Source organism: Streptomyces sp. NBC_01275 (assembly GCF_026340655.1).
Lineage (GTDB): Bacteria > Actinomycetota > Actinomycetes > Streptomycetales > Streptomycetaceae > Streptomyces.
In genome coordinates this window covers 6,869,096-6,888,301 of the sequence record NZ_JAPEOZ010000001.1, presented here as the reverse complement: position 1 = coordinate 6,888,301, position 19,206 = coordinate 6,869,096, and the positions used below count along the sequence as shown (strand labels likewise).

Sequence of the window (19,206 nt, the reverse complement as noted above, 5' to 3'; positions counted from 1 at the left end):
CATGCGTCCGGTGCGGACGTCTAGCGCAGACGCTGCGAGATGACCTTCGACACACCGTCGCCCTGCATGGACACGCCGTAGAGCGCGTCGGCGACCTCCATGGTGCGCTTCTGGTGTGTGATCACGATCAGCTGCGAGGACTCCTGCAGCTCCTGCATGATCCGGATCAGCCGCTGCAGGTTGGTGTCGTCGAGGGCGGCCTCGACCTCGTCCATGACATAGAACGGGCTGGGCCGCGCCTTGAAGATCGACACCAGCATGGCGACCGCGGTCAGCGACCGTTCGCCGCCGGAGAGCAGGCTGAGCCGCTTGACCTTCTTGCCCGGCGGCCGCGCCTCGACGTCCACGCCCGAGGTGAGCATGTTGTCGGGGTCGGTCAGGATCAGCCGCCCCTCCCCGCCCGGGAACAGCCGGCCGAACACGCCCTCGAACTGCCGGGCGGTGTCCCGGAACGCCTCCGCGAAGACCTGCTCGACGCGCTCGTCGACCTCCTTCACCACCTGAAGCAGGTCGGCACGGGTCTTCTTCAGGTCCTCCAGCTGCTCGCTGAGGAACTTGTGGCGCTCCTCCAGCGCGGCGAACTCCTCCAGGGCGAGCGGGTTCACCTTGCCGAGCTGCTGATACGCCCGCTCGGCCGCCTTCAGCCGCTTCTCCTGCTCGGACCGCAGATACGGCCTCGGCTGGTTGCGGGGGTCCTCGGGGTCCTCCGGCAGCACCTCGCCCTCGGCGGCGAGCGAGGGCGGCACGAGCTGATGCGGCCCGTACTCGGACATCAGCCCCGCCGGCTCGACGCCCAGCTCCTCCAGCGCCTTCGTCTCCAACTGCTCGATCCGCAGCCGCTTCTCCGCGCCGAGCACCTCGCCCCGGTGCACCGAGTCCGTCAGCTTGTCCAGCTCGGCCTTGAGATCCCGCCCGGCGGTGCGGGCCGCGGCCAGCTCCTGCTCCCGCCGCGCCTTGGCCGCGTCGGCGGCGACCCGCTCCCGCTCGGCCCGCCCGAGCGACACCTCGACGTGCGCGAGCAGCTGCCGCGCCCCGGAGGCGACGGCCTCCGCGACGGCGGCCTCGTGCCGCAGCCGCGCCCGCCGCTCCTCGGCACGCGCGCGTGCCTCGCGTTCCGCCCGCGCTGCGCGGTCCAGCGAGTCGGCCCGCCCGGCCAGCCCCTTGACCCGCTCCTCGTGCGTACGGACCTGGAGCCGCGCCTCCATCTCGGTCTGCCGGGCATTGGCCCCGTCGGCGGCCAGCCGGTCCCGCACGGACGTGTCGGGCTCGTCCTCGACCGGCATCTCCTCAGCGACGGCCAGCCGTTCGGCCAGCTCCTCCGCCTCCGAGACGGCCCGCTCGAGCGCGTCCTGCGCCCGGGCCGCGGCCGCCGCGGACCGCTCGGCCTCGCCCGCCGCGCCCCGGGCCTGACCCGCGAGCCGCCCCAGCTGCTGGGCCACCGACGACTTCTCCCGGTCGGCGGCCCGCCGCCGCTCCCCCAGCTCCTCGACTAGCGCGACGCACTCCTTGCGCAGCTCCCCCGCCGCGGCCTGCGCCTCGGCCAGCTCCGCGCACCGCACGGCCAGCTCCTCCAGCTCGGCGGCGGCCTCGTCGACGGACGCCTGCACCTCCAGCAGACTGGGCGCACCCGCAGACCCGCCGTGCGCGAAGTACGCGCCGAGGAGATCACCCTCGGCGGTGACAGCGGTCGACTCCGGCCGCGCGTAGACAAGCGCCTCGGCGTCCTCCAGCCCCTCCACGACGACGATCCCGCGCAACAGCCGTCGTACGGCGGGCATCAGCTCGGACGGTCCACGGACGAGATCGGCGGCGAAGGGCGGCGCCACGGAGCCGCTGTCACTGTCGCCGTCGCGGTCGCGGTCCTGGTCAGCCGCCCCGCCCCCGCCCTCCACCGCGGATTCCGTACGGTCCACCCCGGACCCGGCGTCGAGGGCCGCCGTCCGCTGATCGCCTCCCGCCGCGCCCGTCACCGAGGGCGTCGCCTCCTCCGGCGCGCCGGCCAGCAGCAGGGCCGCCCGGCCGCCGTCCTGCTTGCGCAGCAGGCGGATCGCGTCGGCGGCGGCGGACGGCGTGGTCACGGCGAGGGCGTCGGCCGCCGCACCGAAGGCCGCCGCCAGCGCGACCTCGTACCCCGGCGTCACCGTCAGCAGTTCCGCCGCCGGGCCCAGCAGTCCGCCGAGCCGGTCCTTGGCGTCGAGGAGCGCGCCCGTGCCGTCCTTGCGGCGCAGGCCCAGGGCCAGCGCCTCGTGGCGGGCCCGGGTCGCGGCACGGCTGCGCTCCGCGGCCGTGGCCGCCTCGCGGGCCGTGGTGAGGGCGGTCTCCGCCTCGGCGAGCCGACGCCTGGCCGCCTCATGCCGTTCGCCCAGCTCCTGGTCCCCCGCGTCGAGGCCGTCGACCTCCGTCTGCAGCGCCTCGTACTCCTCCTGGGCGGCGACGGCCCGCTCCTGGGCCTCGTCTCGGGCGGCGGCCAGCCGGTCGATCTCGGCCTGGGCGGAGGCGGCGCGTGAACGGGCCGCGTTGACCTGGCCGTTCAGCCGGGCGAGACCCTCCCGACGGTCGGCGATGGCGCGGGCGACGTCCTTCAGCCGCCGTTCCTCGACGGCCAGTTCCCGTTCCAGGTCGGCGCGGTGGGAGACGGTGTCGTCCAGCGCGTGCCGGGCCGCTTCCAGGGCGGCCTCCAGCTCGGCCTCCTGCTCCCGGACCCGGGCGGCCTCGCGCTCCATGTCCTCGGGGTCGCGGCCGCGCCGCTCCTCGGGGGGCGCGGAGGTGGCGCTCTTCACGCGGGCGTCGGCGAGGGAGATCGTGCCGCGGACGCGTTCGGCGAGCTGGGAGAGCTCGTACCAGGTCTGCTGGGCGCGCTGGAGGCGCGGGGAGAGCCGACGGACCTCTTCCTCCAGGAGCGCCTCCCGCTGGAGGGCCTTGCGCAGTTCCTGCTCGGCGGCCTCCTTGCGTTCCTTGAGGGCGGCCTCGTCGGCGACCTCGGTCTGGAGCGCCTCGCGCAGCCGCAGAAGGTCGTCGGCGAGCAGGCGCAGCCGGGCGTCGCGCAGGTCGGCCTGGATGACGGCGGCCCTGCGGGCGACGGCGGCCTGCCGGCCGAGCGGCTTGAGCTGACGCCGGAGCTCGTCCGTCAGGTCCTGCACGCGCGCGAGGTTGGCCTGCATCGCGTCCAGTTTCCTGAGCGCCTTCTCCTTGCGCTTGCGGTGCTTGAGGACGCCCGCGGCCTCCTCGATGAAGGCGCGGCGGCCCATCGGATCGGCGTGCAGGACGGAGTCGAGCTGGCCCTGGCCGACGATGACGTGCATCTCGCGGCCGATGCCGGAGTCGGAGAGGAGGTCCTGGATGTCGAGCAGCCGGCAGGTGTCGCCGTTGATCTGGTACTCGCTGCCGCCGTTGCGGAACATGATCCGCGTGATGGTGACCTCGGCGTACTCGATGGGCAGCGCCCCGTCGGAGTTGTCGATGGTCAGGGACACCTCGGCGCGGCCCAGCGGGGGACGCCCGGTGGTGCCGGCGAAGATGACGTCCTCCATCTTGCCGCCGCGCAGCGACTTGGCGCCCTGCTCGCCCATGACCCAGCTGAGCGCGTCCACGACGTTGGACTTGCCCGAGCCGTTGGGTCCGACGACACACGTGATCCCCGGCTCGAACCGGAGTGTGGTCGCCGACGCGAACGACTTGAACCCTCGGAGGGTCAGGGCCTTGAGGTGCACGCCGCCGGACTCTACCTTCCGCAGTTGTCTCACACGGTGAACGCCTGGCGACCCCGCGGTTTCACCCATGAACGCGCAGGGCACACCACACGTTAAGAAGACTGAGAGGGCGGGCGGGGCGAGTCGGCGGGGGAAAGAGGCGGAAAGAAAGAAGGGACGCCGAGGCGTCCCTTGCAAACCTTTGACAACTAAGCGGTCCGACGCGGATGGAATGTGCCTCCCAATCGCTGCGTGCGCTGTTGTGGAGCGGTGCAGTGATCAGGTGAGCGCAGGCTCCGCCTGGTGTGCGTCGATGCTCTCCATGAACCTGTCGTGAGAAGCGGCAGCCGAGAGAGCGTCGTTCTCGGCCTGGATCCGTCCGAGCTCGGATTCCAGGTCCTGGACGCGCTGCTGGAGCCGTCGCATCTCGGCGAGGAGTCGCGGGTCGGAGCCGCCGACGTAACCGAGAAGCGCCTTTGCCATGATGGATGGTCCTCCACACTGAGTGACCGACCGAAGCGGTGTGGGTCGTGAGGGATTCGCACCCGCGGTGCCTGGCAGGATCTTGTTCGTACTGCCGTTCATCCATGCCAAACAGCTAAGGTGCGCGGGGTGCTATCAGCGTCTCACCAAAAAGTTTGACGGTCAACACGATCACGCCCCGTATTGGCGGGCAACCCTGCTGCGCGCGGCCGAAACGGCGACGCTGCGACTCCTGCGGGACCCTCGGGACGTGGCGATCATCTTTACGTGCGGAGCCTCCCACTGCAAGCGATTCTTGGCAACCACCTGCTCATTTCCGCTGCGGGCAGGTGCCGGTGGCATGTCCCTCCGCTTGTGCGGGGACTCCTCGGGGAGGGTCCTCAGCGAATCGCGAAACCGTCGTAACCGCCGCGCGGTGTGTCCCAGATCTCGGTGACTCCATCCACGCGCCCGGGCGTGTCGTCACCCGTCAGCCAGTCGAGCAGTCCCTCACAGCCCGCGCGGGCCCCTTCCGCGACCACCTGGACCCGGCCGTCGGCCAAATTGAGAGCAAAACCACTCAGGCCGCCGATCTCCAGCGCCTTGGCCCGCGTGAACCAGCGGAATCCCACGCCCTGGACGTGTCCGCGCACCCAGGCGACCAGCCGTACATCCTCGCTCATGGGTGCAACCTAACCGGGCAATGTCTCTCGGGACACTTCCTCCTCGGACGGCATGCGGTACCGTCCCCACCCAATGATTCTCATATGAAACTCACTCGATCGAGTGAGTTAGGTCGCCCAGACGCAGCACGAGGGGACCGTCGCCCCAGAAGCCCGGGGCGGCCGCTGGGACACCGCATGGACGAGGAAGGCAAGGACATGGGACGCCACCGACGCTCCGCCGCCGGCCGCGCCGCCACAAGCCGCGCCACGGGGGTCACACAGACGCACGGCTCGTACGCGGAACGCCACACCCCGCAGGACTCGCACCCGGACGGCCCGGAGACGATGGGCATCGCGCCCTACCTCCACCAGGAGGCGTACGCCGACTCCGTGGCCAGAAGCCAGGATTACCTCTACGCGACGGAGTTCGCCACGTCGTCGTCCACCGCGGGGTTCGCCGCGGACGAGGACTACGCCCGCGCCGACACCGTGATGTTCGCGTCCGACGGCTTCGCACCCGACGGCGGCACCCGGCGCGACGGCCCGGACGGGCCCGGCGCGGGCCGTCGCCGTCGTAAGAAGAAGGGCGTGACGCCGGTCAAGACCGGGCTGCTCGGGGTCTCCGCGGCGGTCGCCCTCGGCACGGTCGCGGTGGCCACCGGTGTGGTGCCCGGCCTCGACAGCTACAAGCTCGGCGGCGGAAACGCCGGCGACAATGTGCAGGCCGCCGGCTCGCCGACCAACTCGGCCTCCGAGCAGGGCGGCACGTCCGGCTCCGCCGACGCCGAGCGCGGCGGTACGTCGACCAGCCGCGACGCCGGCCGGTCGACCTCGCCGTCCGCCTCGCCGTCGCCCTCGGCCTCCACCGCGTCGGCGTCGCCGACCGAGACGGAGACCGAGACCGAGAAGCCCGAGGCCACGCCGTCGAAGGAGCCGGAGACCACGCCGGCCGCGTCGAAGACGGCCGCCAAGGCGCCGGCCGCGGAGTCGGAGTCCCCGGTGACGGTCTCGGCCGAGGCGCAGGCCGCGGCGGAGGTGCTGAAGCTCGTCAACGAGGAGCGGGCCAAGGTGGGCTGCAGCGCGGTGTCCGCGAACAGCTCGCTCGCCGACCTCGCCGAGAAGTTCAGCGACGACATGGCCGCGCGGGGCTTCTTCGACCACACCGACCCCGATGGGGCGACCCCGTGGGACCGGGCGGCGAAGGCCGGCATATCCGACCTCGGCGGCGAGAACATAGCCCGCGGTCAGGCCGACGCGGCCGCCGTCATGGAGGCCTGGATGAACAGCCCCGGCCACAAGGCGAACATACTGAACTGCGACTTCAAGACGCTGGGCGTCGGCGTGCACCTGGGGTCCGGCGGACCCTGGTGGACGCAGGACTTCGGCTACTAGACCGCAACGACGAAGATTGCGCTAACCCCTGGTTAGCGCAATCTTTTGGTTGGCGCTGCCTTCACGTACCCTGAGCGCATGACCGGCACCCAGGAACACGCGACGGAGCAGGACCTCCCGTACAGCGTGTTCGCCAGGGCCTGCCCCTCGCGCGGCACGCTGGAGCATGTCACCGGCCGCTGGGGCGGGCTCACGCTCGGAGCGCTGCACGAGGGTTCCCTGCGCTTCAACGAGCTGCGCCGCCGGGTCGACGGCGTGAGCGAGAAGATGCTGTCCCAGACCCTGCACGCGCTGGAGCGTGACGGACTGGTGCGCCGCGAGGCACAGCCCACCAACCCGCCGCGGGTGGACTACGAACTGACGCCGCTCGGCCATGAGGTCGCCGAGCGCCTGCTGTCCCTCATCCAGTGCGTCGAGGGACGCATGGACGACGTCCTGGCCGCCCGCGAGCGCTACGACGCCACGCGCGGCGCCCGCTGACAGGTCGGGCAGAAGTAGCTGGACCGGTTCATCCAGGGCCGTCGGCGCATCGGCGTCGCACACCGCTTGCAGGGCAGGCCCTCGCGGCCGTACGCGTCCAGGGAGCGGTCGAAGTAGCCCGACTCGCCGTTGACGTTGACATACAGGCTGTCGAAGCTGGTGCCGCCGACGGCGAGGGCCGCGTTCATCACGTCCCGGACATGGCCCAGGAGTTCCAGGGTCCGGGGGCGGGTGAAGGCGGCGGTCGGACGCTCGTAGTGGAGGCGGGAGCGCCACAGGGCCTCGTCCGCATAGATGTTGCCGACCCCGCTGATCAGCGACTGGTCGAGCAGGGCCCGCTTGATGGTGGTGCGCTTGCGGCGCAGCGCCTGGTGGAAGGCCTCGTCGTCGAAGAGCGGGTCCAGGGGGTCTCGGGCGATGTGCGCGATGACGTCGGGCAGACCGTCGGGGGTCGTCTCGTGCAGCGACAGACCGCCGAAGGTGCGCTGGTCGACGAAGCGCAGCTCGGTGTCGACCTCGTCGGCGAAGCGCACGCGGATGCGCAGGTGCTTCTCGTCCGGGGACTCGTGCGGCTGGACCAGGAGCTGGCCGCTCATGCCGAGGTGGGCCAGAACCGCCTGGTCGGTGTCCTCCAGCGGCAGCCACAGGTACTTGCCCCGGCGGCTGGGGGCGCCGATGCGGTGACCCTTGAGGCGGTGCGCGAAGTCGTCGGCGCCGGCCAGATGACGGCGTACGGCACGCGGGTGCAGCACTTCGGCGTCGGCGACCGTGCGATGGGCGACCCACCGCTGAAGACCACGCCGGACGACCTCGACCTCGGGCAGTTCGGGCACGGAGCTCGCTCCTTGGGCAGTTGTGCGGGCGATCGCAGCGTAACGCGCCGTGGACGGGCCGAGCGCCCGCCCCCGGACTGGGGGCGGGCGCTCGGTTCGCGCTGTTCATCGGTGCAGCTCAGGGGCGCTGAAGGCGGCCTGGCTGCTAGGCGGAGGCGGATTCGGACTCCGACTCGGACGCGTGGTCCGAGCTGGAGTCGTCGGCGGGCTCGGCGTGCTCGACGGACTCGACGGCCTGGGCCGTCTTCGCCGCCTCGGCGCGCTCGTCCGCCGCGGCCCGGATGGACCGCCATGCGGACTCTGCGGCCTGCTGCTCCGCCTCCTTCTTGCTGCGGCCGGTGCCGGTGCCGTACGAGACGCCTCCGACGCGGGCGGCAGCAGTGAAGGTCTTCTCGTGATCGGGGCCGGTCTCCGTGACCAGGTACTCGGGGACGCCGAGCCCTTCGGTCGCGGTGAGCTCCTGGAGACTGGTCTTCCAGTCCAGGCCGGCACCGAGGTTCGAGGACTTCTCGATCAGCGGGTCGAACAGGCGGTGCACCAGTTCGGAGGCCGCGCCGAGGCCCTGGTCGAGATAGACCGCGCCGATCACCGCTTCAAGGGTGTCGGCGAGGATGGACGCCTTGTCCCGGCCGCCCGTGCCCTCTTCACCACGGCCGAGCCGGATGAAGGAGCCCAGGTCGAGGCCACGACCGACCTCCGCCAGCGCACGCGAGTTGACCACCGCGGCCCGCAACTTGGCCAGCTGGCCTTCGGGCAGGTCGGGATGGGTGCGGTACAGCGTGTCCGTGACGACGAGGCCGAGCACGGAGTCCCCGAGGAACTCCAGCCGCTCGTTCGTCGGCAGACCGCCGTTCTCGTATGCGAAGGAACGGTGGGTCAGCGCACGCACCAGAAGGGCGGACTCGAGCTGGTAGCCGAGCCGCCCTTCCAGAAGCGTGTGGGACGAGGCCGTGTTGTCCGCCTGTTTCTTGGCGACCGAGTTCGCCTTGGCGTCAGACATGGAGCCTCTCACCAGCCGCTCAGACCTCGAGGACCTGGCGCTTGTTGTAGGTGCCGCAAGACGGGCACGCGATGTGCTGCAGCTTGGGCTCGTGGCAGCGCTCGCACGCAACCAGGGTGGGGACCGCAGCCTTCCACTGCGACCGGCGGTGGCGCGTGTTGCTGCGCGACATCTTCCGCTTCGGAACAGCCACGGCTACTTCTCCTGCTTCTCGGCGGCGCGTGCTGATCGATGCGCTTCGCCGCTCATCTCGTCCTTCTCGCCGTCTTCAGGTGAACCGGCGAGTCCCTGCAGTGCCGCCCAACGAATGTCGACGGCGTCGTGGTGGTGGTCCGGGTCGTCCGTGAGCCGCGCTCCGCATTCGGAGCACAGGCCCAGACAGTCGTCCTGGCACACCGGCTGCATCGGCAGTGCGAGCACCACCGCATCGCGCAGCACGGGTTCGAGGTCGAACAGGCCGTCCTCGATGAAGAGCCTGTCCTCGTCTTCCTCGGCGTCGTCGACCGGTTCCGCTTTCACACGGCCACGGTCGTCGGCGTCAGGGTACGAGAACATCTCCTGGAAGTCCGCTTCGAGCTCCAGCTCAAGCGGCTCCAGACACCTTACGCACTCCCCCTCGGCCGATGCACGGGCGGTGCCTGTGACGAGCACCCCTTCCATGACCGACTCGAGCCGGAGCTCGAGCTCCACCGGGGCGCCTTCCGGCACTCCGATGACCCCTGCGATGCCGAGATCCACCGGGGCGTCGATCGTGCGGGTCAGGCGCTGCAGCGCGCCAGGACGCCGCCCCAGCTCGTGTGTGTCGAACACAAGAGGGTTGCGGTGGTCGAGGCGGGCGTTCAGGGCCATTCCTGCTTTCGATCTTCTGAGCTCTGGGGACGCCGCCCCTACGGTGTTCCGGGGCAGCGTCGATCGCGGGCGTATACGAAGTCTGTGAAGTCAGCGAAGCGCACACGCGACCGATGAGTCAGGATACTGGAGCTTTCGCCCACAGCCCAATCCGGCCCCTGACTGCCGGCTGCCGGACGGGCACTAGAGGCCGCGGCCCTGCTCGTAGGCGCGCAGCTGCTCGGCGCTGATCATGCCCGTGTCGAAGAGGCTGGTCTCGTCGAGGGCGTAGCCCTGGTGGTCGTGCGCGGGCTGCTGGGACTGCTGCGGGACCTGGTTCGGGTCGTAGCCGCCCTGCTGGGTGTCGTAGCCCTGGTACGCGTACGGGTCGGCCTGCTGCTGGTAGCCGTACGGGTCAGCCTGCTGCTGGCCGCCGTAGCCCTGCTGCTGCGCGTACGCGCCCGCGTAGGGGTCCGGCTGCTGCTGGTAGGCGTAGGCCTCCTGCGGCTGCTGCTCGTACGGGCTGTGGGCGGGCTGCTCGGCCGGGGCGTCGCGCTCGGCGTGGGCGACCAGGTCGGCGAGGTAGTCGGCGTCCGAGGAGTGCTGGAAGGTCGTGGTGTCGTCGGCGAGCGAGCCGAGGTCGTCGCTGGCGATCCGGCCGTGCAGCTTCTGGCGGCCGCGGCCGACCGCGTCCAGGGTCTTGGCCAGCACCGCCTCGAACGCGCCCAGCTTGGTGTCGACGTAGGCGTCGGCGTCGCGGCGCAGGGTCTCGGGGTCGTGGCTGCGCTCGGGGGCGTCGTCGTCCTCGGGGTCGGCGAAGCCCTGCTCGTCGAGGCCCGGGCCGGTGCCGAGGAGCTTCTCGCGGCCGCGGCCGACGGAGCCGAGGGTCTTGGTGAGGACGACCTCGAAGTTGGCGAGCTTGGAGTCGACGTAGTCGTCGGCCTCGGCGCGGACGTCCTCGGCCTCCTTGCGGGCCTCGGCCAGGATGCGGTCGGCCTCGGCCTGGGAGCGGCGGGCGATCTCGGTGTCGGAGATCAGGGAGCCCCGTTCGGCGTGCGCGGTGGTGATGATCCGCTCGGCCTCCTGGCGGGCCTGCTCGACCATGTGCTCGCGTCCGCCGATCAGCTCCTGGGCCTGGGCGAGGGAGTCGGGCAGGGCCGCGCGCACCTCTTCGAGCAGGGCGAGCAGATCCGCGCGGTTGACCACACACGAGGCCGACATCGGCATCGACCGGGCACTGGAGACCGCCGTGACGATCTCGTCGAGCTTCTTCTGCACGTCCACCGGTTGCTCGCCACTCTCTACAGCTGTGTTGGAGACGGACGGGACGACTGTACGGCCATGAGGCTGCGGCCGGACACCGAGTGACGGGACGTCACTTCTTCAGGCGTTCGCCCAGGGCCTGGAGCACCAGCGGGGGCACCAGGTGGGAGACGTCGCCGCCCCAGGTCGCGACCTCCTTGACCAGGGAGGAGGAGAGGAAGCTGTAGGTGGGGTTGGTGGGCACGAACAGGGTCTCGACGCCCGAGAGGCCGTTGTTCATCTGGGCCATCTGCAGCTCGTAGTCGAAGTCGCTGACCGCGCGCAGGCCCTTCACGATGGCCGGGATGTCGCGCTGCTTGCAGAAGTCGACCAGGAGGCCGTGGAAGGCCTCGACCCGGACGTTTCCGTACTCGGCGGTGACCTGGCGGATCAGGTCGATCCGCTCGTCGATCTCGAACAGGCCCTTCTTGGACTTGTTGATCATGACCGCGACATAGACCTCGTCATACAGACGGGAGGCGCGGGAAATGATGTCGAGGTGTCCGTTGGTGATCGGGTCGAACGACCCGGGACAGACGGCGCGGCGCACTAGTGATCCCTCGCTCTCCGGTCCGGTCATCGTGCGTCTTCGCACGTAGAGGCGGCGCGACCGTACCAAAACGTTCCCTCGCCGTAGCGACGGGCCCGGAGCGCTTCGAAGCCGTCCGGCCACGGGAACTCTCCGCCTCTGGTGCTGCGCTCCACGGTGACGAGGGCTTCGCCCGCGAGCCACCCTTCCGTGCGGAGTGTGAGCAGAATCTCCCGAAGATCGTCGTCCGAGACGGCGTACGGGGGGTCGAGGAAGACGAGATCGTACGGTGCGGTCGGCGGCGTCTGGATCACCTGCCGGGCCTTGCCGACGCGGACCTCGGCGCCGGGCAGGCCGAGGTTCTTCACGTTCTCCCGGACGGTGCGGGCCGCTCGCGCGTCGGCCTCCACGAGGAGGGTGTGGCTCGCGCCCCGCGAGAGTGCCTCCAGGCCGACCGCCCCTGATCCGGCGTAGAGGTCCAGGACGCGTTCGCCGTCGAGGGGGCCGCCGAGGAGGGCCTGCCAGGTGGAGAAGAGGCCCTCGCGGGCGCGGTCCGATGTCGGACGGGTGCCTGTCCCTGGCGGGACGGCCAGGCGGCGTCCGCCGGCTGCGCCGGCGATCACGCGGGTCATCTTGGGTCCTTGGTCGTGGGGTGACTACCGGTCCAGTCTGGCAGGCGGAGGTGAGGGGGTGGTTCGTGTCGTACGCGACTGCGGGTCCGTTCGGGCTGGTCGCGCCCGCGCGGCGGCAGCCGCATATCCGATGGCGGCAGCCGCATATCCGATACAGCCCCGCGCTCCTGGGGCAGCTGTCCTCAGCCCTTTTCCAGGTACTGCTCCCTTTCCTCGTCCAAGAGGGCGTCGAGAGCTGTTCGCAGGCCCGGGTAGGCGGCCAGCTCCGGGTCGGAGGCGACCACCTGCGCGGCCTCCTCCCGCGCCTCCGCGATGACCTCCTCGTCCTCGATCACCGCCAGGACGCGGAGCGAGGTGCGGGCGCCGGACTGGGCCTGGCCCAGGACGTCGCCCTCACGGCGCTGTTCGAGGTCGATGCGGGAGAGCTCGAAGCCGTCGAGGGTGGAGGCGACCGCGCCGAGGCGCTGGCGGGCCGGGCTGGCCTCGGGCATCTCGGTGACGAGGAGACAGAGCCCGGGCGCCGAGCCGCGCCCGACCCGGCCGCGCAGCTGGTGCAGCTGGGAGACGCCGAAGCGGTCGGCGTCCATGATCACCATCGCGGTGGCGTTCGGGACGTTGACGCCGACCTCGATGACGGTCGTGGCGACCAGGACGTCGGTGTCCCCGGCGGTGAAGCGGCGCATGACGGCGTCCTTGTCGTCGGGGTGCATACGGCCGTGCAGGACCTCGACGGCCAGGCCCTGGAGGGGGCCTTTGGACAGGTGGTCGGCCACCTCGAGGACCGCCAGCGGCGGACGCTTGTCGGCCTCGCCCTCCGCCGGCTTCCTGGCCTTCCTGGCGTCCTCGTCCTTGACGTCCTCGTCGCCGATGCGTGGGCAGACCACGTACGCCTGGTGGCCGTTCGCCACCTCCTCGCGGACCCGCTCCCAGGCGCGGGCCAGGAAGTGGGGTTTGTCGGCGGCCGGGACGACATGGCTGGCGATGGGCGAACGGCCGGCCGGGAGCTGGTCGAGGACGGAGGTCTCCAGGTCGCCGAAGACGGTCATCGCGACCGTGCGCGGGATCGGGGTGGCGGTCATGACCAGGAGGTGAGGAGGCTGCTTGCCTTTGCCGCGCAGGGCGTCGCGCTGTTCGACGCCGAAGCGGTGCTGTTCGTCGACCACGACCAGTCCGAGGTCGTGGAACTGGATCTTGTCCTCGATCAACGCGTGCGTGCCGATCACGATGCCGGCCTCTCCGGTGACGAGGTCGAGCAGCGCCTGTCGCCGCCCGGCCATGCCCATGGAGCCGGTGAGCAGCGTGACCTTGGTGCCCTGCTCGGCCCCGCCCAGCATGCCGCCCTCGGCGAGCTCGCCCATCATCTCGACGACGGAGCGGTGGTGCTGCTGGGCGAGGACCTCGGTGGGCGCGAGCATGGCGGCCTGCCCGCCGGCGTCGACGACGGCGAGCATGGCGCGCAGCGCGACCAGGGTCTTGCCCGAGCCGACCTCGCCCTGGAGGAGGCGGTGCATGGGGTGGTCCGTCGCCAGGTCGTCGAAGATCTCCTTGGAGACCTTCTGCTGGCCGTCGGTGAGGGTGAAGGGCAGGCGGTCGTCGAAGGCGGACAGCAGGCCGTCGGGGGCCGGTCTGCGCGGGACCGCGGGGAGTTGGGCGTCGGCGTGGCGGCGGCGGGCGAGGGCGACCTGGAGGACGAAGGCCTCGTCCCACTTGAGGCGGGCGCGGGCGTCGGCGATGTCGGCCTTGGTGTGCGGGCGGTGGATCTTCAGGAGGGCCTCGGGGAGGGTGACCAGGCCGCGGCCCGCGCGGAGCGAGTCGGGGAGGGGGTCGATCGCCTCCTGGGCGCTGGGCAGGACGGTCTGGATCGCCTTGCCGATCTTCCAGGACTCCAGCTTGGCCGTGGCGGGGTAGAGCGGGATGAGGGCGCCGGCCCAGCTGTCGACGGTCTCGGCCGCGTCGTCGGCGTCGGCGCGCAGCAGTTCGTAGGCGGGGTGGGCCAGTTGGAGACGGCGGTTGAAGACGGAGACCTTGCCCGAGAACATCGCGCGGGTGCCCGGCAGCAGATCCTTGTGGGGCTTGTGGACTCCGCTGCCGAAGAAGACCAGCTGGAGGCGGCCGCTGCCGTCGGTGATGGTGACCTCCAGGCGCTGGCCCTTGCCGCGGGGCGCCTTGGCGGAGGCGAAGGAGTGCAGCCGGGCGTCGGCGACCATCGCGACCACCGTGACGTGCTCGTCCATGGGGAGGTCGGCGAGGTGGGTGAGCTGGCCGCGCTCCTCGTATCTGCGGGGGTAGTGGTGCAGGAGGTCGCCGACGGTGTGCAGGCCGAGATGCTCGGCCATCACCTTCGCGGTGGCGGGGCCGAGCAGTTCCTTCAGCGGCTCTTGCAGCGGTTCTTGCGGTACGGGCACGAGATCCATTGCACACCACCCCACTGACATTGCCGTATACGTGTCCTGAAACCCCTGGTCAGACGGCTCGTTCGGGCTCTAGGATGGCGCGCTCCGGCCATCACGCGGTCACCGCCCCACCGGGACCGCCCGACCCCGCGCCGTCGACAGTCCCCCAACCCGCGGCGCTGCAGCGATGGACTCCCAGACCTCACAGTCATCCCAGGCATCTCCGTCACCTCATACGTTCCAGGTCGACCTGCGTGGTCTGGTGGACCTGCTGTCCCATCACCTCTACTCCAGTCCCAGGGTCTACCTGCGCGAGCTGCTGCAGAACGCCGTGGACGCCGTCACCGCCCGGCGGGCGGAGGAGCCCGGCGCCCCGGCGCGGGTGCGGCTGTTCGCGGCGGGCGGGGAGCTGCGGGTGGAGGACTCCGGCGTCGGGCTCACCGAGGCCGACCTGCACACACTGCTGGCGACCATCGGGCGCAGCTCCAAGCGTGCGGACGGGTTGCAGGAGGTCCGCTCCGACTTCCTCGGGCAGTTCGGCATCGGGCTGCTGGCCTGTTTCGTGGTCGCCGAACGGATCCGGGTGGTCAGCCGCAGCGCCCGTACGCCCGGCGCGCCGCCCGTGGAGTGGACGGCGCGCGACGACGGCTCGTACACCGTGCGGACGCTCCCCCACGACGCGCGCCCCGAGCCGGGCACCACCGTGCACCTGGTGGCGCGGGCCGGGGCCGGGGAGTGGCTCACCGAGGAGCGGGTGCTCAAGCTGGCACGCGACTTCGGCTCGCTGCTGCCGTACGACGTCCGGGTGGGCGAGGAGGCGGTCACCGATCTGCCGGCGCCCTGGGACCGGGCGTACCCCTCCCCCGCCAACCGGCGGGTGGCGCTGGCCCGGCACTGTCACGGGCTGTTCGGTTTCACGCCGTTGGACACGATCGAGCTGAACGTGCCGCTGGCGGGGATCCGCGGGGTGGCGTACGTGCTGCCGGCGGCGGTCAGCCCGGCCCAGCGGGCGGGTCACCGGGTGCATCTCAAGGGCATGCTGCTGACCGAGCGGGCCGAACAGCTGCTGCCCGACTGGGCGTTCTTCGTGCGCTGTGTGCTGGACACCGACAGTCTGCGGCCCACGGCGTCGCGCGAGTCGCTGTACGAGGACGAGACGCTGGCCGCCGTACGGGAGGCGCTGGGCGAGCGGATCCGGTCGTGGCTGACGGGTCTGGCCGCCGGTGATCCGGAGCGGCTGGCGGCCTTCCTGGCCGTGCACCACCTGGGCGTGAAGTCCCTCGCGCGGCACGACCCGGAGATGCTGCGCACGATGCTGCCGTGGCTGCCCTTCGAGACGACCGACGGACGGCTGTCGCTGGAGGAGTTCGCACAGCGGCACCCGGTGGTGCACTTCACGCGGACCGTGGAGGAGTACCGGCAGGTCGCGCCGATCGCGTCCGCGCAGGGCGTCGGGGTGATCAACGGCGGTTACACGTACGACAGCGAGCTGGTGGAGGCGCTGCCGTCGGTGCGGCCGGGGACGGTGGTCGCCGAGCTGGACGCGGACACCGTGACCGCGCATCTGGACTCGGTCGATCCGGCCGAGGAGCTGGCGCTGTCGGGGTTCCTGGCGGCCGCGCGGGCGAAGCTCGACCCGCTGGGCTGCGATGTCGCGCTCCGCGCCTTCCATCCGCTGTCCGTGCCCGCGCTGCACCTGGACGACCGCTCCGCGCGGCACGAGCAGGCGCGGGCCCAGGCCGAGGCGCAGGCCGACGACCTGTGGGCGGGCATCCTCGGCTCGCTGCGCGGCAGCGCCCCGCGCGCGCGTCTGGTGCTCAACCATCTCAACCCGCTGATCCGCAGGATCAGTTCGCTGAAAGATCCCGAGCTGATCGGCACCGCCACGGAGTCGCTGTACGGGCAGGCGCTGCTGATGGCCCAGCGGCCCCTGCGGCCGGCGGACTCGGCGCTGCTGAACCGGGCGTTCATCGGGCTCCTGGAATGGGCCACCCATGGGGAGTCCCCGCATGAAGAGGACGGCCGCTGATGAGTGAGATCACGGACTTCGACGCGCTCCGCCGGGCGATGGCGGAGAACGGCGAGCAGCCGGAGGGCCCGGCGCGCAACGCGCGCGCGGAGCAGCTGTTGACCCAGGCCGAGCAGCTGAACGAGCCGCTCGCGGTGATCGAGGCGCTCGGACACCAGCTGAAGGTCTACAACTACAGCTCCGAGAAGGCCAAGATGTTCGTCCCGTTCGCGCGGCTGCTGCGCATGTGGGACGAACGGCCGGAGGACTTCGACGCGCACGAGACGCACTCGCTGCACTGGGTCTTCAAGTGGGTGTCGGCGGGCATGCTCGACCAGCCGCACGTGCCGCTGGCGTCGGTGGAGAAGTGGCTCGGCGAGATGGAGCACCGCTACCGGCTCGCCGGGCACTCCGAGCGGGCGGTGCGCAGCGCCGAGTTCAGCGTCGCGGCGCATGTGGGGGACGTGGAGCGGGCCGAGCGGGCGTTCGCCGCGTGGCTGGCCGCGGACCGGGACGCCATGGCCGACTGTCACGCGTGCGAGCTGCACGGGCAGGGCTGGTGGCAGGCGGAGCGCGGCCGGGACGCGGCGGCGCTGGAGCTGTGGGAGCCCGTCCTCGAGGGCGCGTACACCTGCGCGCACGAGCCGCACACCGTGCTCGCGTCGTCCCTGCTGCCGCTGTTGCGGCTGGGCCGCGTGGACGAGGCGCGCGCCAACCACCTGCGGGGCTTCCGGCTCGTACGGCCCATGGAGAGCATGCGGGGCGCGTACGCCGACCACGTCGAGTTCTGCGCGCTGACCGGCAACGAGGCGCGGGGTCTCGAGCTGCTCGCGGAGCGGCCGGCGTACTTCACGGACGAGGGGCATCCGCGCAGCAGGCTGGAGTTCCTGAGCGTGGTCGTGCTGATCATGGACCGGCTGTCCGAGCTCGGGCTGGCCGGGCAGCGGGTGCCCGGGCCGGCCGGCCGGGGCTGGGACGCGGCCGAACTCGCCGCACACGCGCGTGCGCAGGCCCTCGCACTGGCCGCGCGGTTCGACGAGCGCAACGGCACGTCGTACGTCACCGAGCGGGCACGCGCGCGTATGGCGCAGCGTCCGCTGGTGGAGCGACTGCCGTTGGGGGTGCGGGCGGTGCTGGCGGCGGCGTACGCGCCCGTCCCGGCGCCGGCTCCGGCGGTCGCTGCGCCCGACCTGTCCGCCCTGCTCGCCGAGGCCCGACGGCTGTCGGACACGCTTCAGCCGCGCGCAGTGGAGGCGTGGGCGGAGGTGGCGCGCGCCGCGGAGGGCGTCGAGCTGGCGGCGCGGGACCGCGCGGAGATCGCCGACCACGAGGCGATGGACCTCGGCCCCGAGGGCGTCGAGCTCTTCGAGCGCGCCGCCGAGCTGTACACGGAGGCGGGCGACCCAGGGGAGGCCCTGGCGGCACGCGCGCGTGCCGCGTACGTGCACGCTCTCGCGGGTGACGTGGACGAGGCGCTCACGGCTGTCGCCGAGCCCTACGACGCGGTCCTCGCGCTCTACGCCGAGGACGGCACGGGCGTACGGCAGACGGCGTCCGTGGTGATGGCGCGGGCGCGGATCCTGATGCGGCGGGTGCACGAGGCCGAGGAGCAGGCCGGCGACACGCTCCTGTCCGACGCGGAGGCGGCCGTGCGGGAGGTGCTCGCGCTCGTCGAGGGACGCACCGAGGACGACGTCCGGCTCGCCGCGCGGGTCTCCGAGGCGCAGGCGATGCTCGCGGAGCTGGCGACCCGTACCGGGGACCTGGAAGGGGCCGTGGAGCTGTTCTCGTGGGCCGCGACGGGGTTCGTCGCAGCAGGGCTGCCGTGGTTCGCGGTGGAGTACGAGGCACGGCTCGCCGCTCTCGCCCATCAGCTGGGCGACATGGTGGAGGCCGAGCGGGCGCTGCGGGCGGCCCTGGACCACGGGGGGCCGCACCTGGAGGCGACGGGACGCGCACAGCTGTATCTGCAGCTCGCCGAGGTCGTCGGCGGCCGGGGGCTGTCCGAGGAGGCCGCCGAGTACGCCCTGGAGGCGGCGCACTGGGCCGACGAGGCGGACGAAGGTCCGACGTTCGGGGCGTGGGCGCGGCACCAGCTGGGCGGGTTCCTGGTGCGGCAGGGCCGCTGGGCGGAGGCCGCGGAGGTGCTGGAGTCGGCGCTGGCGGACCTGTCCGCCCAGACGCACGGCGACGGGGCGGTCGTCCAGACGCAGTGGTGGCTGGGCGACTGTCTGAGCGAGCTCGGGGAGCACCGGGACGCCGCCGAACGCCGACTGCAGGCCGCCGAGATCGCCCGGCACTGGCCCGAGCAGCACGACCACGCGACCCTCGCCCATCTGGCCGCCGAGTCCCTCGGCCGGGCGGGGCTGCACGCCGAGGCGGACCGGGCGTACGCGCGCGCGGGCGAGCTGTGGCGGGGCCTCGGCAACGTGCACGGTCTCGTCCGCTCCGTGCGCGCCCGTGCGTGGCTGGCGCTGCGCACGGAGGACGGGCCGGGCGCGGCACACGCGCTCATGACAAGCGCGGTCGAGGAGTGCGCGGACGCGTTCGACGCGGCGCGGGACGAGGCGGCGCGGCTGCGGCTCGTCGCCGAACTCGGCCACACCCACCGCCAGTTCGGGGACCTGCTGGCCCGCTCGGCGGCCGAGGACGCCGACGACGACTCGATCCGGGCCACCCTGGAGGAGGCGCTGTCCCAGATGGCGGAGGCGGTCGCCGTGTTCGTCGCCCTGGGCGACAGCGCCCTGCACGCCCGCACCGGCGCCGAACTGGCCGCGGGCTGGCTGGAGACCGACCTGGGCCGCCCGTCGGCCGCGGCGGCACGCGCACGTGCGGTGCTACGGGCGTACCCGGAGTCGGCGAGCGCCGCCGACGTCGGCGACATGGACCGCTACGGCGACGCGGACTCCGACGGCGACGACACAGCACCGGCACGGCGGGCGGAGGCCGAACAACTGCTCCAGGTGGTGGCGGAACAGACGACGGACTGAGCC

15 protein-coding genes are annotated in these 19,206 nt (G+C 72.0%); 4 read left to right on the top strand and 11 right to left on the bottom strand.

The features are described 5' to 3' along the window. Window positions 1-20: 20 nt before the first annotated feature. The 3 genes from OG562_RS30670 to OG562_RS30660 form a co-directional block, all read right to left on the bottom strand. Window positions 21-3,710: an AAA family ATPase gene (locus OG562_RS30670; RefSeq protein WP_266403635.1), complete on the bottom strand. Its 3,690-nt coding sequence runs from the start codon at window positions 3,708-3,710 to the stop codon at window positions 21-23. Window positions 3,711-3,968: 258 nt separating this feature from the next. Then, window positions 3,969-4,172: a hypothetical protein gene (locus OG562_RS30665; RefSeq protein WP_266403633.1), complete on the bottom strand. Its 204-nt coding sequence runs from the start codon at window positions 4,170-4,172 to the stop codon at window positions 3,969-3,971. A 380-nt stretch (window positions 4,173-4,552) separates the two neighbouring features. Beyond that, window positions 4,553-4,834 carry an acylphosphatase gene (locus tag OG562_RS30660; RefSeq protein WP_266403631.1) on the bottom strand — a complete coding sequence of 94 codons (282 nt, stop codon included), beginning with the start codon at window positions 4,832-4,834 and terminating at the stop codon, window positions 4,553-4,555. A 198-nt stretch (window positions 4,835-5,032) separates the two neighbouring features. On the opposite strand from OG562_RS30660, the gene OG562_RS30655 reads away from it, so the two are divergent. Further along, window positions 5,033-6,208 (top strand): CAP domain-containing protein, encoded by a 1,176-nt coding sequence (locus tag OG562_RS30655; protein WP_266409622.1) that lies wholly within the window; start codon window positions 5,033-5,035, stop codon window positions 6,206-6,208. A gap of 78 nt (window positions 6,209-6,286) precedes the next feature. Then, window positions 6,287-6,688 carry a helix-turn-helix domain-containing protein gene (locus tag OG562_RS30650; protein WP_266403629.1) on the top strand — a complete coding sequence of 134 codons (402 nt, stop codon included), beginning with the start codon at window positions 6,287-6,289 and terminating at the stop codon, window positions 6,686-6,688. Here the strand turns inward: OG562_RS30650 and mutM are convergent. The 8 genes from mutM to recG form a co-directional block, all read right to left on the bottom strand. Then, complete coding sequence (gene mutM, locus OG562_RS30645) at window positions 6,661-7,521, bottom strand: bifunctional DNA-formamidopyrimidine glycosylase/DNA-(apurinic or apyrimidinic site) lyase (protein WP_266403627.1); 861 nt, start codon at window positions 7,519-7,521, stop codon at window positions 6,661-6,663. The genes OG562_RS30650 and mutM overlap by 28 nt on opposite strands. Before the next feature lie 145 nt (window positions 7,522-7,666). Further along, window positions 7,667-8,533 carry a ribonuclease III gene (rnc, locus tag OG562_RS30640; RefSeq protein WP_266403624.1) on the bottom strand — a complete coding sequence of 289 codons (867 nt, stop codon included), beginning with the start codon at window positions 8,531-8,533 and terminating at the stop codon, window positions 7,667-7,669. Between the two features lie 7 nt (window positions 8,534-8,540). Beyond that, the gene (rpmF, locus tag OG562_RS30635; protein ID WP_007493396.1) at window positions 8,541-8,714 is read right to left on the bottom strand and encodes a 50S ribosomal protein L32; all 174 of its coding nucleotides are present in this window, start codon (window positions 8,712-8,714) and stop codon (window positions 8,541-8,543) included. Window positions 8,715-8,716: 2 nt separating this feature from the next. Further along, entirely contained in the window at window positions 8,717-9,370 is a 654-nt protein-coding gene (locus tag OG562_RS30630) for a DUF177 domain-containing protein (RefSeq protein ID WP_266403610.1), read from the bottom strand. 183 nt (window positions 9,371-9,553) lie between these two features. Beyond that, the gene (locus tag OG562_RS30625; RefSeq protein WP_266403609.1) at window positions 9,554-10,633 is read right to left on the bottom strand and encodes an ATP synthase F0 subunit B; all 1,080 of its coding nucleotides are present in this window, start codon (window positions 10,631-10,633) and stop codon (window positions 9,554-9,556) included. Between the two features lie 91 nt (window positions 10,634-10,724). Beyond that, complete coding sequence (gene coaD, locus OG562_RS30620; protein ID WP_266409620.1) at window positions 10,725-11,201, bottom strand: pantetheine-phosphate adenylyltransferase; 477 nt, start codon at window positions 11,199-11,201, stop codon at window positions 10,725-10,727. A 26-nt stretch (window positions 11,202-11,227) separates the two neighbouring features. Continuing rightward, window positions 11,228-11,812, bottom strand: coding sequence for a 16S rRNA (guanine(966)-N(2))-methyltransferase RsmD (gene rsmD / locus OG562_RS30615; protein WP_266403607.1), 585 nt, complete (start codon window positions 11,810-11,812; stop codon window positions 11,228-11,230). Window positions 11,813-11,994: 182 nt separating this feature from the next. Continuing rightward, on the bottom strand, window positions 11,995-14,226 hold the full coding sequence (gene recG / locus OG562_RS30610; RefSeq protein WP_266403604.1) for an ATP-dependent DNA helicase RecG: 2,232 nt from the start codon (window positions 14,224-14,226) through the stop codon (window positions 11,995-11,997). Window positions 14,227-14,392: 166 nt separating this feature from the next. Here recG and OG562_RS30605 point away from each other — a divergent pair, with 166 nt between their 5' ends. Both OG562_RS30605 and OG562_RS30600 read left to right on the top strand, forming a co-directional pair. Then, on the top strand, window positions 14,393-16,234 hold the full coding sequence (locus OG562_RS30605) for an HSP90 family protein (protein ID WP_266403601.1): 1,842 nt from the start codon (window positions 14,393-14,395) through the stop codon (window positions 16,232-16,234). Continuing rightward, window positions 16,234-19,203, top strand: a complete 2,970-nt coding sequence (locus OG562_RS30600; RefSeq protein WP_266403599.1) for a tetratricopeptide repeat protein — start codon at window positions 16,234-16,236, stop codon at window positions 19,201-19,203. Before OG562_RS30605 ends, OG562_RS30600 begins: the two co-directional genes overlap by 1 nt. Window positions 19,204-19,206: the final 3 nt, after the last annotated feature.